This is a genomic window from Mesorhizobium sp. RCAM 05099 (assembly GCF_059683685.1).
In genome coordinates this window covers 1,466,453-1,481,545 of sequence record NZ_CM185035.1, presented here as the reverse complement: position 1 = coordinate 1,481,545, position 15,093 = coordinate 1,466,453, and the positions used below count along the sequence as shown (strand labels likewise).

General features: G+C 63.5%; 13 protein-coding genes and 1 pseudogene. 9 read left to right on the top strand and 5 right to left on the bottom strand.

Features of this window, described 5'->3' with window-relative positions; all coding sequences use genetic code 11:
• Window positions 1-97 precede the first annotated feature (97 nt).
• The 3 genes and pseudogenes from phnD to phnE (AC56QQ_RS07315) all read left to right on the top strand — a co-directional run bounded on the left by phnD (window position 98) and on the right by phnE (AC56QQ_RS07315) (window position 3,492).
• Window positions 98-1,006, top strand: a complete 909-nt coding sequence (gene phnD / locus AC56QQ_RS07325) for a phosphonate ABC transporter substrate-binding protein (RefSeq protein WP_497126107.1) — start codon at window positions 98-100, stop codon at window positions 1,004-1,006.
• Between the two features lie 159 nt (window positions 1,007-1,165).
• A complete protein-coding gene (gene phnE, locus AC56QQ_RS07320; protein ID WP_489863342.1) occupies window positions 1,166-2,122 on the top strand; it encodes a phosphonate ABC transporter, permease protein PhnE in 957 nt (318 codons plus the stop codon).
• Window positions 2,123-2,125: 3 nt separating this feature from the next.
• Window positions 2,126-3,492 (top strand): annotated as a pseudogene (gene phnE, locus AC56QQ_RS07315) (phosphonate ABC transporter, permease protein PhnE).
• Between the two features lie 179 nt (window positions 3,493-3,671).
• On the opposite strand, the gene AC56QQ_RS07310 reads toward phnE (AC56QQ_RS07315), so the two are convergent.
• The 3 genes from AC56QQ_RS07310 to AC56QQ_RS07300 form a co-directional block, all read right to left on the bottom strand.
• On the bottom strand, window positions 3,672-4,523 hold the full coding sequence (locus AC56QQ_RS07310) for a sugar phosphate isomerase/epimerase family protein (RefSeq protein ID WP_497126105.1): 852 nt from the start codon (window positions 4,521-4,523) through the stop codon (window positions 3,672-3,674).
• 244 nt (window positions 4,524-4,767) lie between these two features.
• Window positions 4,768-5,955, bottom strand: coding sequence for a Gfo/Idh/MocA family protein (locus tag AC56QQ_RS07305; protein ID WP_497126103.1), 1,188 nt, complete (start codon window positions 5,953-5,955; stop codon window positions 4,768-4,770).
• Between the two features lie 146 nt (window positions 5,956-6,101).
• Window positions 6,102-7,157 (bottom strand): sugar phosphate isomerase/epimerase family protein, encoded by a 1,056-nt coding sequence (locus tag AC56QQ_RS07300; RefSeq protein WP_497126101.1) that lies wholly within the window; start codon window positions 7,155-7,157, stop codon window positions 6,102-6,104.
• A gap of 400 nt (window positions 7,158-7,557) precedes the next feature.
• Between AC56QQ_RS07300 and AC56QQ_RS07295 the strand changes: the two genes are divergently transcribed.
• Genes AC56QQ_RS07295 through AC56QQ_RS07275 form a run of 5 tightly spaced genes read left to right on the top strand, consistent with a single transcriptional unit; the run spans window position 7,558 to window position 11,811 of the window.
• Window positions 7,558-8,445, top strand: coding sequence for a sugar phosphate isomerase/epimerase family protein (locus AC56QQ_RS07295; RefSeq protein WP_256751665.1), 888 nt, complete (start codon window positions 7,558-7,560; stop codon window positions 8,443-8,445).
• A 60-nt stretch (window positions 8,446-8,505) separates the two neighbouring features.
• The gene (locus AC56QQ_RS07290) at window positions 8,506-9,675 is read left to right on the top strand and encodes a mandelate racemase/muconate lactonizing enzyme family protein (RefSeq protein WP_497126099.1); all 1,170 of its coding nucleotides are present in this window, start codon (window positions 8,506-8,508) and stop codon (window positions 9,673-9,675) included.
• Between the two features lie 2 nt (window positions 9,676-9,677).
• The gene (locus AC56QQ_RS07285; RefSeq protein ID WP_497126097.1) at window positions 9,678-10,397 is read left to right on the top strand and encodes a FadR/GntR family transcriptional regulator; all 720 of its coding nucleotides are present in this window, start codon (window positions 9,678-9,680) and stop codon (window positions 10,395-10,397) included.
• Between the two features lie 2 nt (window positions 10,398-10,399).
• Window positions 10,400-11,380 carry a hydroxyacid dehydrogenase gene (locus AC56QQ_RS07280; protein ID WP_497128903.1) on the top strand — a complete coding sequence of 327 codons (981 nt, stop codon included), beginning with the start codon at window positions 10,400-10,402 and terminating at the stop codon, window positions 11,378-11,380.
• Window positions 11,381-11,421: 41 nt separating this feature from the next.
• Entirely contained in the window at window positions 11,422-11,811 is a 390-nt protein-coding gene (locus AC56QQ_RS07275) for a hypothetical protein (protein WP_497126095.1), read from the top strand.
• A gap of 25 nt (window positions 11,812-11,836) precedes the next feature.
• Here the strand turns inward: AC56QQ_RS07275 and AC56QQ_RS07270 are convergent, their stop codons facing one another.
• Window positions 11,837-13,132, bottom strand: coding sequence for an amidase (locus tag AC56QQ_RS07270; protein WP_497126093.1), 1,296 nt, complete (start codon window positions 13,130-13,132; stop codon window positions 11,837-11,839).
• 121 nt (window positions 13,133-13,253) lie between these two features.
• Between AC56QQ_RS07270 and AC56QQ_RS07265 the strand changes: the two genes are divergently transcribed.
• Window positions 13,254-13,601, top strand: coding sequence for a GFA family protein (locus AC56QQ_RS07265; RefSeq protein WP_497126091.1), 348 nt, complete (start codon window positions 13,254-13,256; stop codon window positions 13,599-13,601).
• Between the two features lie 109 nt (window positions 13,602-13,710).
• Here AC56QQ_RS07265 and AC56QQ_RS07260 read toward each other — a convergent pair whose 3' ends face one another.
• Window positions 13,711-14,925 (bottom strand): MFS transporter, encoded by a 1,215-nt coding sequence (locus tag AC56QQ_RS07260; RefSeq protein ID WP_497126089.1) that lies wholly within the window; start codon window positions 14,923-14,925, stop codon window positions 13,711-13,713.
• Window positions 14,926-15,093 lie beyond the last annotated feature (168 nt).

Genomic DNA, 15,093 nt, shown 5'->3' with positions numbered 1-15,093 from the left:
GAAAAGAGCGGTTGGGATCGCCCGCCCGCGTCAAGGGCACCTGTCGAAATCAAGAACGCTGCCGGCGCGGGGCCGGAACCTACAGGAGAGAGATCAGATGTTCAGGAAGATGGTTTTTGGCGCCGTTTCGGTGCTCGCAATGGCGACCAGCATGGCTCATGCCGCCGATATGAAGGAATTTCGCGTCGGCATTCTCGGCGGTGAAAACGAAACCGACCGGCTGCGCAACTATCAGTGCCTCGCCGACCACCTGAAGGCCGAATTCGGCTTCGAGAAAGTGTCGCTGTTCCCGGCCGCCGACTATGACGGTGTCATCCAGGGCCTGCTCGGCGGCACGCTCGACTTCGCCGAGCTCGGCGCTTCCGGCTACGCCAGCGTCGTTCTCAAGGACCCGAAGGCCGTCACCCCGATCCTCACCACCCAGCAGACCGACGGCGCGACCGGCTATTATTCGATCGGCCTGGCGCTCAAGTCCTCCGGCATCACCGACATCAAGTCGGCCAAGGGCAAGAAGCTTGGCTACGCCGATCCGGATTCGACTTCCGGCTATCTGATCCCGCTGACCCAGATTCCGAAGGATACCGGCGCCTCCAACGAAACCTTCTTCGCTTCGACCCAGTTCAATGGTGGCCACGAGAACAACGTTCTGGCCGTGCGTGACGGCAAGGTCGACGTGGCGGTGGACGATTCCTCCGGCATCGGCGACTTCAAGGATGGCTACACCTCCGGCACCTTCCACAAGGAAGTCGCCAAGGGTGCCGTCGACCCCAACGACTTCGTCGAAGTCTGGCGCTCGGGCCTGATCCCGAACGGCCCGCTGGTCGTGCGCACTGCGCTCGGCGACGACATGACCGCGAAGCTTGCCGACTTTTTCACGCAGCTCCCCAAGAAGGACAAGGCCTGCTTCGAAGGCATCGAAGGCGGCGATTTTACCGGCTACGTCCCGGTGAAGCCGGACTTCTACAACGTCATCGTCGAAGCCCGTAAGGCAGCCATCGGCGGCTAACGGTAAAATCAGGAAGGACGGTGTTACTAAAGCGACGTGCGTCCACTTGGACGCACAAAGTACGCTTTAGCACTTTAGATTGCCGCATCGGACTTTCCGAAGATCGGACTTCGATTTTCGGGCCGATGCGGCGGCACCGCCCTTTTTGCATCTCCGATCATGACCCTTTCCTTGACCGCTCATTCAGACGCGACGCACCAGGCAGCCGATGCCTGGCGACGCCAGACATCCTTGCGCCGGCTCTATACGGCCATCGGTGTCGGCCTGCTCATTGTCGCGCTCTGCGGCTCCATGTGGTTCGCCGACGAAGCCAACGCCGGGCATTTCTTCGACCGGCTGCCGCACATACTGGACTTCCTGAGCTGGCTCGTCCCCAAGGACTGGAACGATGTCTGGCGGGCGATGTTCGACGTCGCCTCCCCACACGACACCGGCACCCAGGAATTCAACTTCCCGCTCGGCCGCGCCTATGTCTGGGGCAGCTTCTACATCCCCGAATATTTCGAGTTGATGCTGACCACGCTGAACGTGGCGCTGGTCTCGACCTTCATCGGTTTCGTCTTTGCCGTGCCGTTCTCCTTCATCGCGGCGCGCAACCTGACGCCGCATCCGGTGCTGCGGCTGATCGTCAAGCGCTTCATGGAACTGCTGCGCGCTTTTCCCGAGATCGTCATCGCCGGTCTGTTCGCGGCCATTGTCTCGATCGGCCCGATCGCCGCCATCATCGCCATCGGCCTGCATTCGATCGGCGCGCTGGGCAAGCTGTTCTACGAGATCAACGAGAACATCGACATGCGCGCCGAGGAAGGCTTGCGAGCGGTCGGCGCCAACTGGTTCGAGCGGATGCGCTTTGCCGGCCTGCCGCAGGTGCTGCCCAACTTCATGTCCTACACACTGCTGCGAATCGAGATCAACGTGCGCATCTCCACCATCATGGGAGCGGTCGGCGGCGGCGGTATCGGCGAAGAGCTGAAGTTGTCCATCTCCCGCGGCTTCGGGGCCAAGACGATAGCCTTGGTGCTGCTCCTGTTCACCACGATTTTCATCGTCGACCAGTTCTCCGCCTGGCTGCGTCGCAAGCTTGTCGGCGAGCAAGCGTTCATGGTTGGAGCTTAACCGATGACCACCATGACCGCCGATCAGATCCAGTCGATCGAGGAGCGCTTTCCGCACGTGTTCCGGCGCCCATTCCACCAGCGTTTCGGACCGCTGCTGTTGCTTGGAGGCACCCTTGTCTACCTCCTCTACGCCCTGTGGTTCTTCAACCTGCCGCAGGTGATGCGGGACTCGCACTGGGAGCGCCTGCCGCTGTTCCTGACCCAATGGATCAGCTACGACGTGCAGCCGATCTTCCGCCTCGACGAACCGCAGATCACCGCCAAATATCCTCGCTTCTCGGTGCTCGGCCCGGACCCACATCCGGACTGGGTCAAGACCAATGCCGACGGTTCGGTGACGATCCTGATCGATGGCGCCGCCAAGTCGGTCACCTTCAACAAGATGCAAGCAACGATCATTGCCAACGGTGAGACCGTGCCAGTCGCGCTGGACACCGGCAAGCCGCTGATCTCCGGCCCGGTTCCCGACTGGATCATCGCGCATGAGGACGAGGTCGTCGCCGACATGGGATTTGCCGGCGAGGTCCGTGTCGCCGCCGACCGCGTCAAGATACGCAAGCGCTTCCTCGGCTGGGCGAATTTTGTCTTCGATACCCGCTCGCCGTTCTTCGGCAAACCGGCGGGCGAAGTGGCCTCGCTCATCGTTTCCGGGCCCGAACTCAAGCCGGGCACGTCCAATCTGGCGCTGGCCGGCGACAACATCTGGAACAACGCCCAGTGGCAGCATGGCGATGTCTGGACGAAGCTCTTGCAGACCATCGTCATGGCCTTTCTCGGCACCGCTCTTGGCGGCATCGTCGCCTTCCCGCTCGCTTTCTTCGCCGCCCGCAACATCACGCCCAGCCGGCTGGTCAACCAGGTGCTGAAGCGCTTCTTCGACTTCATGCGCTCGATCGACATGCTGATCTGGGCGCTGTTCTTCACCCGCGCCTTCGGGCCGGGTCCGCTGGCCGGCAGCGCCGCGATCTTCTTCACCGAGATCGGCACGCTCGGCAAAACCTATTCCGAGGCGCTGGAGAACATCGACGACAAGCCGCGCGAGGGTGTCGTCTCGACCGGCGCCAACGGCCTTCTGGTGCAGCGCTATGGCGTGCTGCCGGAAGTGATCCCGGTGTTCATCAGCCAGACGCTCTACCAGTGGGAATCCAACACCAGGGGCGCGACCATCATCGGTGCCGTCGGCGCCGGCGGCATCGGCCTAAAGCTGTGGGAAGCGATGCGCACCAACTCCAACTGGGCCAACGTCTTCTACATGGTGCTGCTGACGCTGGTCGTCGTCTTTGTCTTCGACACATATCGAATTTCCTGCGCCGCAGGCTGAGCCGGACGATCCATGACTACAACCGGATCCAGACCGAGCAGAAGTAACCGGTTCGGCGCCTCAGGGTGTGTTGAGATTCAGGTCAGGCCGAGTCGAAGACGGGCGCGAAGCGACCAAACAAGGTGGTTTCCGAGAACCGGAGCGGAGCGTACTCGAAGTACGTGAGTACCGGAAGCGCAGGAAGCCGCCACTTGCAGACCGGCCTCACCTGAATATCAGGCATACCCTAAGCGGCTTTCTTCCACCCGTTCCTGATATGCTTGTAACCGTCGCGGTAGACGGCTTCCGGGCTCTCGAAAAAATCGCGCCACACCTTGGTCGCCGCCGCCAAGTCCTTGAGCGAGCGGCCGAAGGCTTCGATCGTTAGCCAGTCGTCATAGCCGCTCTTGCGGATCGCCGCGAACGTCTCTCTCCACGGAATATTGCCACGCCCCGGCACGCCGCGATCATTCTCCGAAATGTGGACATGCACGACATTCCCGCAGTGCTTTGTGTAGGCGCCGATCGGGTCGGCCTCCTCGATATTGGCATGGAAGGTGTCGTACATCGCCTTGATGTGCGGCCGGTCGATGGCGTCGATATGCTCTGACAGATCCGTCATCGTGTTGAGAAGATAGCATTCGAAGCGGTTGAGCGCCTCGAGCCCGATGGTGACGCCCTTCTTGCCGGCATGGTCGCCGATGGCGCGTTGCGAAGCGACCGAGCGCTTCTTCTCGGCGGCCGTCGGCCCGGCGCCCGAAAAAGCGCCGAGCGTCGAATGCAGCGGGCCGCTCAACTTGTTCGCGCCAAGCGCCTGCGCGCAGTCGATCGCCCATTTCATGTAGTCGATGCCGGCTTTGCGCGTTGCCGCATCCGCCGAGATCAGGTTCATCGCCGGATCGCCCATGGCTGAAACCGCGGTCCGCTCGAGCCCGATGCGATCGAGCAATTCGCCGAGTTTCCTGTAGTCGTCCGGCGTGCCGGCAAAGATCGGTATCTCGACGCCATCGAAGCCGGTCGCCTTGATGTCGCGAAGCAGCGGCTCGTGTTTCTTCGACACCGCCGTCGTCCACAAGAACATGCACATGCCGATCTTCATCGACGCCCCTCCCAATTTGACTGCCGGTTGTTTCCCCAGCCGGCTTTGCCACAAAGTCTCCCCGCCTTGCCTTCGCTTCGCTGTGGCCAGGCACCCCCACCCGGCCGCTTCGCGGCCACCTTTCCCGTTGGGAGAAGAGGCGAATATTCGCGCCTACGATCTCCTCTCCCTTCGGGGAGAGGTCGGATTGCCCGATTGCCCTCAGCAATCCGGGCGAGGAGGACCCTCGTGACCCGCTGCGCGCTTAAAGCTTCGTCCACGCTCCATTCTTCTTCGACGACTTCACGCAAGCCTCGATGAATGCCATGCCCTCGACGCCATCCTGAATGGTCGGGAAGACGACATCCTTTGCCGGCTTGCCGCCTTTGCGCCGTGCCGCGCGGATCGCCCGCGCCGCCTCCTGGTAGATGTTGGCGAAGCCTTCGAGATAGCCTTCCGGATGGCCCGACGGAACGCGGCTGACACGCCCCGCTACCGGCAGCGCGCCGGCGCCATTTCGCGTGATCAGCTGCTTCGGCTGGCCGAACGGCGCGTACCAGAGATAGTTCGGGTCGGCCTGCACCCATTCCAGCCCACCCTTCGAGCCGTAGATGCGCAGCTTAAGCCCGTTCTCATGGCCCGGCGCCACCTGGCTTGCCCAGATCATGCCCTTGGCCGGATGAGTCTTGCCGGCCGGTTTGAAGCGCAGCATGACGTTGACGTTGTCGTCGAGCAGCCGGCCCGGCACGAAGGCGTCGAGATCGGCCGACAAGGAAGCGAGTTCCAGCCCGGACACGAAACGGGCGAGGTTATAGGCGTGCGTGCCGATGTCGCCGAGCGCGCCCCCGGCGCCCGCCTGCTTCGGGTCGCCGCGCCACGACGCCTGCTTCTGGCCGGTGGCGGCAAGGTCCTCGGTCAGCCAGTCCTGCGGATACTCCGACTGCACGATGCGGATGTCGCCGAGCACGCCCTTGGCCACCATCTCGCGCGCCTGCCGTACCATTGGATAGGCGGTGTAGTTGTGGGTGAGCACGAACACCTTGCCGGTCTTCTGGACGATCGCCGCGAGCTTCTTGGCCTCGGCCAGCGTCGTTGCCAGCGGCTTGTCGCAGATGACGTGGATGCCAGCCTCGAGGAAGGCCTTCGCCGCCGGCACATGCACATTGTTGGGCGTGACGATGGCCACCGCCTCGATGCCGTCGGGCCGTTTGGCTTCGGCCTTGGCCATCTCGGCGTAGGAGGCGTAGCTGCGATCCGGATCGAGCCCGAGTTCGGCGGCCGATGCCTTGGCCCGCTCGGGATTCGCCGACAGCGCACCGGCCACCAGCACGAAATCATTGTCCATGCGCGCCGCGATCCGGTGCACCGCGCCGATGAAGGCGCCTTGCCCGCCACCGACCATGCCGTAGCGGATCGGGCCGCCTCCCGTTTCCGACTTCGATGCGCCGACCATGTTTTGCTCCCTCGTTGTTTCACTCCCCTTTGAGGGGAGGTCGATCCGCGCAGCGGATCGGGTGGGTCGTAGAGGCAGAGCTCGGCGTGAACCGACCCCACCCGGCCCGTCGGGCCACCCTCCCCTCGAGGGGAGGGAAAGTAGCGTTAAATCCCCATCATGGCGCGCAGCACCTTCTTGTCGGTGGCGCCACCGGCGAAGTCGTCAAATGCCTTTTCCGTCACCCGGATGATGTGGTGCTCGATGAAGGGTGCGCCTTCGGCAGCACCGTCCTCAGGATGCTTCAGGCAGCACTCCCACTCCAGCACCGCCCAGGAATCGTAATTGTACTGCGTCAGCTTGGAAAAGATGCTGCCAAAATCCACTTGCCCGTCGCCGAGCGAGCGGAAGCGGCCGGCGCGGTTGGTCCAGCTCTGGTAGCCCGAATAGACGCCCTGCCGGCCGGTCGGGTTGAACTCGGCGTCCTTGACGTGGAACGCCTTGATGCGCTCGTGGTAGATGTCGATGAATTCGAGATAGTCGAGCTGCTGCAACAGGAAGTGCGACGGATCGTAATTGATGTTGCAGCGCTTGTGGCCGCCAACCGCGTCGAGGAACATCTCGAAGGTCGCGCCGTCGAACACGTCCTCGCCGGGATGGATCTCGTAGCCGACATCGACGCCATTGTCCTCATAGACATCCAGGATCGGTTTCCATCGCTTGCCGAGTTCGGCGAACGCCTCCTCGATCAGGCCGGCCGGCCGCTGCGGCCAAGGATAAAGGTAAGGGAAGGCTAACGCACCGGAAAAGGATACCGAGGCCTTGAGGCCCAGGTTCTTCGAGGCCTTGGCGCCGAACTCCATCTGTTCGACCGCCCATTTCTGCCGCGCCTTGGGATTGTTGTGCACCGAGGGTGGCGCGAAGCCGTCGAACTGCGCGTCATAGGCCGGATGCACCGCCACCAATTGCCCCTGCAAATGCGTCGACAATTCGGTGATCTCGACGCCGGCCTCGGCGCAAATGCCCTTGACTTCGTCGCAATAGGTCTTGGAAGAGGCCGCCTTCTTGAGATCGAACAGCCGCGCGTCCCAGGTCGGGATCTGCACGCCCTTGTAGCCGAGGCCGGCCGCCCATTTGGTGATCGAGGCCAATGAATTGAACGGCGCGGCATCGCCCGCGAACTGCGCCAGAAACAGCCCAGGGCCCTTCATCGTTGTCGGCATCGGCATCCTCCCTCGTTTTCATCGCGACCAAGCATAGCGCCGATTGGAAGCAGGGCCAGCCACTTTGGTCTTTTCACAGCAGCGCTTGAACACGCCGCCATTCTGGTATTACCAAATATGGCGACTTGGTCAAGCCTCGCGATGCGCCGCCGGAGCCCTTCGGGCACGCTGAGAGACGTTGTATATTTCAATATAATCAATGAAGTAGCCCGGATCGAAAGTTACATTCCCGCACTTCTTGCCGTCCTGAAGAATTTGCTGTAGACCTCGGTTGAGGCCCAATTGGTCGAACCAGTTTGCGAGAAAGGGCTGGGGATGCCTTGGGGAGGAACCCTTGCGTCGCCTTTCGGTGATGCATGTCGCAGGCGAACCATACAGGCGAATTTGGGAAGGACAGACCATGCATCTTTCGACGCACAACTGGATGCGCGCGGAACCCTTGGAGACGACGCTTAAGCGCATCAAGAAATTCGGCTATGAGTCGATCGAGATTTCCGGCGAGCCCGAGCAGTACAAGACCAGGGAGACGCGCGCGCTCCTCAAGGAACATGGCATTCGCTGCTGGGGCGCGGTGACGCTGATGCTGGGCGAGCGCAACCTCGCCGCCAAGAACCAGGGCCAGCGCGAACGCTCCGTTCAATACGTCAAGGACGTGCTGACCATGGTCAGCGAACTCGATGGCGAGATCATCACGCTGGTTCCGGCCACCGTCGGCAAGGTGGTGCCGGACGGCACCGAGGAAGAAGAATGGAAGTGGGTCGTCGACGCGACCCGCGAATGCTTCACCCACGCCAAGAAGGTCGGCGTCAAGATCGCCGTCGAACCGCTGAACCGCTTCGAGACCTATCTGTTCAACCGCGGCGCCCAGGCCCTGGCGCTGGCCGACGCGGTCAGCCCGGAATGCGGCGTCTGCCTCGACGCCTACCATATCCATATGGAAGAATTTAACGTCTACGACGCAATCCGTCAGGTCGGAAAGCGCCTGTTCGACTTCCACGTCGCCGACAACAACCGCTTTGCCGCCGGCCTCGGCCAGATCGATTGGCCAAAGATCGTCGCCACGTTGAAGGAGGTCGGTTACGACGGCGCGCTGACCAACGAGTTCGTCGCACCGGTCGACCGCACGCCAGCCGCGCCCTATCCCGACATGGTCGAGCGCCATCCGGTCGACATCTCGCCCGAACAGCTGAAGTTCATCCAGGATCACGGCTCGAGCGTGCTGACGGAGAAATTCTACACCGACCAGATGCGCATCACCGCCGAAACGTTGCTGCCGCTGATCAAGTAGTCGACTGCTGTTGGGAAATTCGCCCTTCCGCCCCGACCGGCGGCAGGGCTGGGGAAGACGATGCGTATCAAGACCGTCCAAGCCTGGTGGGTCCGCATCCCGATCGAAGCCGCACGGCAACACCGCAGCGATTTCGGTCAGGTGACGACCTTTGACGCCGCCATCCTGCGCATCGAGACCGATGACGGGCTGGTCGGCTGGGGCGAAGGCAAGAACGCCGCAGGCAGCGCCGGCAGCTACGGCGCTCTTGTCCACATGCTCAACCGCGAGGTCGGGCCGCAGCTGATCGGCCGCGATCCGGCCGATATCGGCATCATCTGGGAAATGCTCTACAATGGCGTGCGCCACGACAGTGCCGCGCGCGCCGGCCACGCCATGCCGCAGCTGGCGCGGCGCGGCATGAGCGTCGCCGCCATCAGCGCGGTCGACATCGCGCTGTGGGATATTCTGGGCAAATCGCTTGGGGTTCCGGTCTGGCGGCTGCTCGGCGGCCGCAAGCTTGATCGCATGCCGGCCTACGCGTCCGGCGGCTGGGCGCCCGCCGAGGCCATCGGCGAGCAATTGAAGTCCTATATCGCCAGGGGCGGCTTCAAGGCGCTGAAGATGCGGGTCGGCGCCATGGACGGCGCCGCGCATGTTTCCGCCGCGCGCGTCCGCGCCGCGAGGCAGGCGCTGGGTCCCGATGTCGAATTGATGGTCGACGCGCATGGCACCTACACGGTGGGCGAAGCCAAGCGCTTCATCCATCTCGTCAACGATTTGGATCTCGCCTGGTTCGAGGAACCGATCATCGCCGACGACAAGCCGGGCATGGCTGAAGTGCGCGCGTCCGGCCCCATTCCAATCGCCACCGGCGAAAGCGAAGCGACGCGTTATGCCTTCCGCGACCTCGCCGTGCTCAAGGCCGCCGACATCTTCCAGCCGGATCCTGCCTTTTGCGGCGGCATCAGCGAGGCGATGAAGATCGGCACCATCGCCAGTGCCTTCAACCTGCGCTTTGCCCCGCATCTGTGGGCCGGCGCACCCTGCTTTTTCGCCGGGCTGCACGTTTGTGCCGCGTCGCCGTCGAGTTTCACCGTTGAATATTCGCTCGGCGCCAACCCGATGATCCATGATCTGATCGAAGAGACTGTCGAAGCACGGGACGGTATGGTAGCGATCCCGGAAAAGCCGGGTCTGGGATTCACCATTTCGGAACGGTTCCTGGAGGCGCACGCGCAACGCGATTGACAATGAAAGAAAAGAACCTTCTCGCGGAACTCGCCGCCTACCTGTTCTCCCATTCGGACAAGGAGACCGGTCGAACGCCGTCGGAACGCGAGCTGGCGGAGCATTTTGGCGTCAGCCGCGGCCAGATCCGCGAGGCGCTCGCCATTCTCGAAGCCATGCGCATCGTCGAGCGCCGCGCCAAATCCGGCATCTACATCGACACCAAGCAGGCCAGCGTCGAAGCGATGGCGCTGTTCGCGCGCGCCGGCCTGCCGCTCGACCCGATCCAGATCTACGAAACGGTCGAATTGCGCAAGATCCACGAAATCAAGGCCGCCGAGCTTGCCTGTTCGCGCGCCACCGAGGAGAATTTCGAGCGGCTGCGCGAAATCCTGAAAGCTTCGGAAGACCGCATTGCCGCAGGCGAGGGTCTTGCCAAGGAAGACCGGGAGTTTCACCTCGAGATCGTCCGCGCCACCAAGAACAGCGTGTTCCACAATGTCTGCAGCGTCTATTACATGATGGGCGAACAGCGCCTGCCGATCTATTTCAACGACCCCGAGCGCAGCGTGCGCTCGCATGCCGAGCACATCCAGATCTATGAGGCGCTGCTGCGTCGCGACGGCAACCTCGCCCAGGCGCTGATGAGCGCCCATCTGCAAGGTGCGGAGAGCTACTGGAAGGGCCTTATCGAGGGCGGCAAGGCGGTTGCGCCCGCAAGCCCTACGCTCGAGAAGGCTTGACCGTGCCAAGGATCCTGTCGACTCATCCGCTGCATCCGCGCGCCTCGGCGATGCTGGCCGGCGCCGGTGAACTTGTCGTTGCATCCGCTCTCGATCCAGGCACGCTTGCCACCGAGGCGAAGAATGCCGACATCGTCATCGTGCGCGCGCCCCTGCCGCCAGCGTTATTCGAGAATGCAGTGAAGCTGCGGGCCGCGATCCGCCATGGCGCCGGGCTCGACATGATCCCGATGGAAGCAGCTTTCGCGGCCGGCGTGCTGGTGGCCAATGTACCGGCGGTCAATGCCCGCTCGGTTGCCGAACACGTCATGTTCACGGCCCTCGCCTTGCTGCGCAACTTCCGCGTCGTCGACCGCGATCTGCGCGCCAAAGGCTGGCTTGCCGGCCGCGAGCACGCCAACTCCAACAGCGAGCTTGCCGGCAAGACGATCGGCATTGTCGGCCTGGGCGCCGTCGGACAGGCTGTCGGCCATATCGCGGCGCACGGCTTCGACCTGAAGGTGGTGGCAACGACGCGCAGCATGCAGCCGGCACCCGAGAAGGTCGGCTTCCTGTCGATCGACGCGCTGGTCGAACAAAGCGACATCATCGTCCTGTGTTGCCCGCTGACGCCGGAGACTCGCGGCCTGATCAACCGTGAGCGGATCGCGCGCATGAAACCCAACGCGCTGCTGATCAACGTTTCGCGCGGACCGGTCGTCGACGATGACGCGCTGATCGATGCCTTGCGGAAACGCCGCATCGGCGGTGCCGCGCTCGACGTGTTTTCGACGCAGCCGTTGCCATCAAATCATCCCTATTTCGGCTTCGACAATGTCATCATCACCCCGCATATGGCGGGGATCACCGAGGAATCGATGATGCGCATGGGCGTCGGCGCGGCGGGCGAGGCCTTGCTCGTACTGGCAGGCAAACTGCCGGTCAATCTGCGCAATCCGGAAGTGGTCGATCACTACCGGCGGCGGTTTCCGGCCAACAAATAGCGCATCGCGGTTTCGCCCCAATTCTCCGCGACGTTGCAGCCATGTCCGGTCCTCGCCTCGCATTTCTGATTGCCGCGGCCTCGTCCATCTGCACCTTGCCGGCATTCGCCGCGGCCGAGAGCAGCTATGTCTATTGCGACAATGGGCTGCGTTGCTTCAAGGCGCCCTGCCCGTCGAACAGCGCGCTTGATCTTACCACCGGCACGATCATCAAGGGTGTGTCTATCGACATCAGCGGATTGCCGCAGGCCGACAAGGCGATAACCGATCAGTCCGACGTGCTTTATGCCGGAAAGATCGTCGTCAGGGGCTCGATCGAGCAGCGCACCCAGACCATCACCGGCAAGGACTACGGCCTGCCCTGGCTCGTCGCGACCCGCATCGTACGGACCGCCAGGGACAGCGAACGCAAGCACTGCTCATCACACTGATCCGCAGTTCGCGGTCCACTGCCGATCAGCTGCCCAGCAGCCTTTCCACTTCAGCGGCAATCCGCATCAAATGCCGGTCATGGCCGTTGCGCGCGACCAGCATCAGTCCGGCCGGCCGCGCCATATCAGGCATCGGTAGCGAGATCGCGCAGAGGTCGAACTGGTTGGCGACCTGTGTGTTGCGCAAGAGCAGGCCTTCGGTATGATCACGCAGTTCGGCATCCTCGGCCATGGAAACGATGGTCGGCGCCGTCACCGGCGTGGTTGGCAGCGCCAGCACATCGACCGATGCCAGCCGCTCATCCATGGCGGCGGCGAGCGCCGTACGGCGCCGCATTGCCCTGATATAGACCGGCGCCGGCAGCATGGCCGCCCGCGACAAAGGCCCGCTGACATGTGGGTCGACTGGCACTGATGCCCCTGTCGCCAGCCAGTCGGCATGCACTTCGGCCCCTTCCATGGCGGCGATAGAACCCCGCTTGGTCGCCGCGCGCATATCGGCAAGCATGTCGTCCATCGACAGGTCCGTGACCCGAGCACCGGCCAGTTGGAGCTTGCCGAGACAGTGCTCGAATGCCGCCGCGACCTTGCCTTCTGTGTCCCCGAAAAGAACGCCCCGAGGGATGCCGACGCGAAGTCCGGCAAGCGGAATCGGCGCCAGCGCGGTCGGCACCTCCCCGGCCATCACCGCGTCGGCGACTGCACACTGGGCGACGGTTCGGGCAAGCGGCCCGATCGAGTCCAGTGTGGCGGACAACGGGAAGGCGCCGGTGAGTGGCACCCGCCGCGCCGTCGGCTTGAAGCCGACGACGCCGTTGAGCGATGCCGGGATACGCACCGAACCGCCGGTATCGGAACCGATGGATATTTCGCTCGTCCCCTCGCCCACTGAAACGCCGGCACCCGAGGAGGAACCGCCGGCAATGCGGCTGGCATCCGCCGCGTTGCCGGGCGTGCCGTAATGCTGGTTGTCGCCGATGGCGGTGAAGGCGAATTCAGTCATGTTGGTCTTGCCGATGATCACCGCGCCGGCCTGCCGCAGCCGGCTGACGATGGCGGCGTCGCGCGGGGCCGGCGTCGCGGTCCTGAGCATCAGCGAACCGGCCGTGGTTGGTTCGCCGGCGATATCGAACAGATCCTTGATCGAGACGATGGTCCCGTCCAGCAGTCCGAGCGTCACACCTGCCCGCTTGCGGGCATCGCTGGCGTCGGCCGCGGCCCGCGCGGGCTCCGCGTAGATCTTCGTGAACACGCGTTCTTCCCCGGCACGGGCGGCGAGGCGCGCGAGGATGATTTCGAGATGATCCCGGACGGGTTGCATTGTCGGTGTCGGACTCCGGACGTGTTGAACGTCTTAAGGGTGGAAGCCAGTTGCATGGCTTGCCGAGACTTAACCCGGCGCAGGCGGTTTTGCACCCCTGCCGGATGGAGGGAATAACCCGATGCTCTACAAAGGCAGCTGTCACTGCGGCAAGATCGCCTTCGAGTTCAAGGCTGAGCTGACCGTTGCCGTGCGGTGCAATTGCTCGATCTGCTCGCGCAAGGGCGCGCTGTTGTGTGCCATCCCGCACCAGACGCTGCGGGTTCTGGCCTGGGGCGATGATTTGGGCATCTACACATTCGGCGGTCACGCCATCGCGCACCGCTTCTGCCGCACCTGCGGGATCCATCCCTTCGCCGAGGATGTCCGCGAAGGCAGCGAGCGCAGTGCCTATATCAACATCCACTGCGTCGCCGATCTCGACCTCTCCACCTTACAGGTCTTCGACTTCGACGGTCGCGCGGTTTGAGTTCGCTTGTCCCTGCCATCACAACGGCAACGGCCCGAAAACCATGATGGTTGTCGGGCCGTTGCGCAATGTCTGGACGCCTTGTCTATGTCGCCCCGTTGGGCTGAGACTATTCAGCCTGCTTCGGACCGCGCAGGAACACCACGATCGCCGCCAGCAAGGTCGCCGCGCCGCAATAGGCGAAAGCGCTGGCCACGCCGGCATGGTCGACCAGCAGGCCGCCAAACACCGCGCCCAGCGCAATCGCCACCTGGAAGGTCGCCACCATAAGTCCGCCGGCGCTTTCGGCCTGGTCGGGTGCGGCCCGAACCAGCCAGCTCTGCAGCCCGACCGGCACCGCGCCGAAGGCAAAGCCCCAGGCCGCGACAGCGGTGGCCGCGATCGTCGGCGAGGCGCCGAAGACCAGCATCGAGGCGGCTGCAAGAGCAATCAGCAACGGTGCCAGCGCAACGGCTGCCTTGAGGTTGCGCTCGGCCAGGATGCCACCGGCGACGTTGCCGAAGAAGCCACCAATGCCGTAGGCCAGCAGCACGAGCGAGATCGTCTCGATGTCGAGCACGGGGACCTTCTCGAGGAAGGGACGGACATAGGTGAAGCCGGCAAAGTGTCCTGAAGCAACCAGCAGCACGACCAGCAGCGCTACCCTGATCGACGGGCGTTCGAGCACATCGAGCAAGGTGCGGAAGCTCGCCACGCCCACGGGCGGCAGCTTCGGAATAGTGGCAATCTGCACCAGCAGTGCAAGCGCGCCGACGACGGTGGCGATCATGAACGCCGTGCGCCAGCCCCAGATGTCGCCGACATAGGCGCCGACCGGAGCGGCGGTGACGGTGGCCAGCGAAACGCCGGTCAGGATGATCGACATGGCACGCGGCATCAGCCGCATCGGCACCAGCCGCAGCGCCATCGCCGCCGACATCGCCCAGAAGCCGCCGAGGGCGACGCCGAGCGCGACGCGCGCAAGCAGAAGCATGGAAAGCGACGAGGCAAAGGTGGCCAGGAGGTTCGACAGGATCAGGAACACCGTCAGCATCCACATCACCAGCCTGCGGTCCATGCGCCTAGTGATGATGGCCATGGTGGGCGCGGCGATGGCACCGATGATGGCGGTTGCCGTCACCGCTTGTCCGGCCACGCCCTCGCTGACGCCGAGATCGCGCGCCATCGGCGTCAGCAGGCTGGCGGGCAGGAATTCCGCCGTCACCAGTCCGAACACCCCGAGCGCAAGTGACACCACGGCACCCCATGCCGGCTCGGTTCGTTCGTCGGAATCAGCAGGGTTCAAAAGTGTGGCGTCGATGACGCCCGTCGCGGGTTCCGCCATGGTCAGTCTCCGATCTGTTTGCAGCGCCACATAGGCAATGACCGACCGGGGCTCCACCCGTTACATGCCTTGGCCTCGCGGCTTGGCACTGTGGCCGGTCTTCCACCTTGTTTGCGGCGCAACATTTGGCTGCACTGCAACATAGGGCGTGACCACCTGGAGTTTCCA

What these genes read in the sequence shown, in the direction of transcription:
- AC56QQ_RS07275 (WP_497126095.1), top strand. Translation starts at nt 11,422, where the DNA reads ATGTCCGGTCCTCGCCTCGCATTTCTGATTGCCGCGGCCTCGTCCATC.
- AC56QQ_RS07300 (WP_497126101.1), bottom strand. Translation starts at nt 7,157, where the DNA reads ATGCCGACAACGATGAAGGGCCCTGGGCTGTTTCTGGCGCAGTTCGCG.
- AC56QQ_RS07290 (WP_497126099.1), top strand. Translation starts at nt 8,506, where the DNA reads ATGCGTATCAAGACCGTCCAAGCCTGGTGGGTCCGCATCCCGATCGAA.
- AC56QQ_RS07295 (WP_256751665.1), top strand. Translation starts at nt 7,558, where the DNA reads ATGCATCTTTCGACGCACAACTGGATGCGCGCGGAACCCTTGGAGACG.
- phnE (WP_489863342.1), top strand. Translation starts at nt 1,166, where the DNA reads ATGACCCTTTCCTTGACCGCTCATTCAGACGCGACGCACCAGGCAGCC.
- AC56QQ_RS07265 (WP_497126091.1), top strand. Translation starts at nt 13,254, where the DNA reads ATGCTCTACAAAGGCAGCTGTCACTGCGGCAAGATCGCCTTCGAGTTC.
- AC56QQ_RS07310 (WP_497126105.1), bottom strand. Translation starts at nt 4,523, where the DNA reads ATGAAGATCGGCATGTGCATGTTCTTGTGGACGACGGCGGTGTCGAAG.
- AC56QQ_RS07260 (WP_497126089.1), bottom strand. Translation starts at nt 14,925, where the DNA reads ATGGCGGAACCCGCGACGGGCGTCATCGACGCCACACTTTTGAACCCT.
- AC56QQ_RS07305 (WP_497126103.1), bottom strand. Translation starts at nt 5,955, where the DNA reads ATGGTCGGCGCATCGAAGTCGGAAACGGGAGGCGGCCCGATCCGCTAC.
- AC56QQ_RS07285 (WP_497126097.1), top strand. Translation starts at nt 9,678, where the DNA reads ATGAAAGAAAAGAACCTTCTCGCGGAACTCGCCGCCTACCTGTTCTCC.
- AC56QQ_RS07270 (WP_497126093.1), bottom strand. Translation starts at nt 13,132, where the DNA reads ATGCAACCCGTCCGGGATCATCTCGAAATCATCCTCGCGCGCCTCGCC.
- phnD (WP_497126107.1), top strand. Translation starts at nt 98, where the DNA reads ATGTTCAGGAAGATGGTTTTTGGCGCCGTTTCGGTGCTCGCAATGGCG.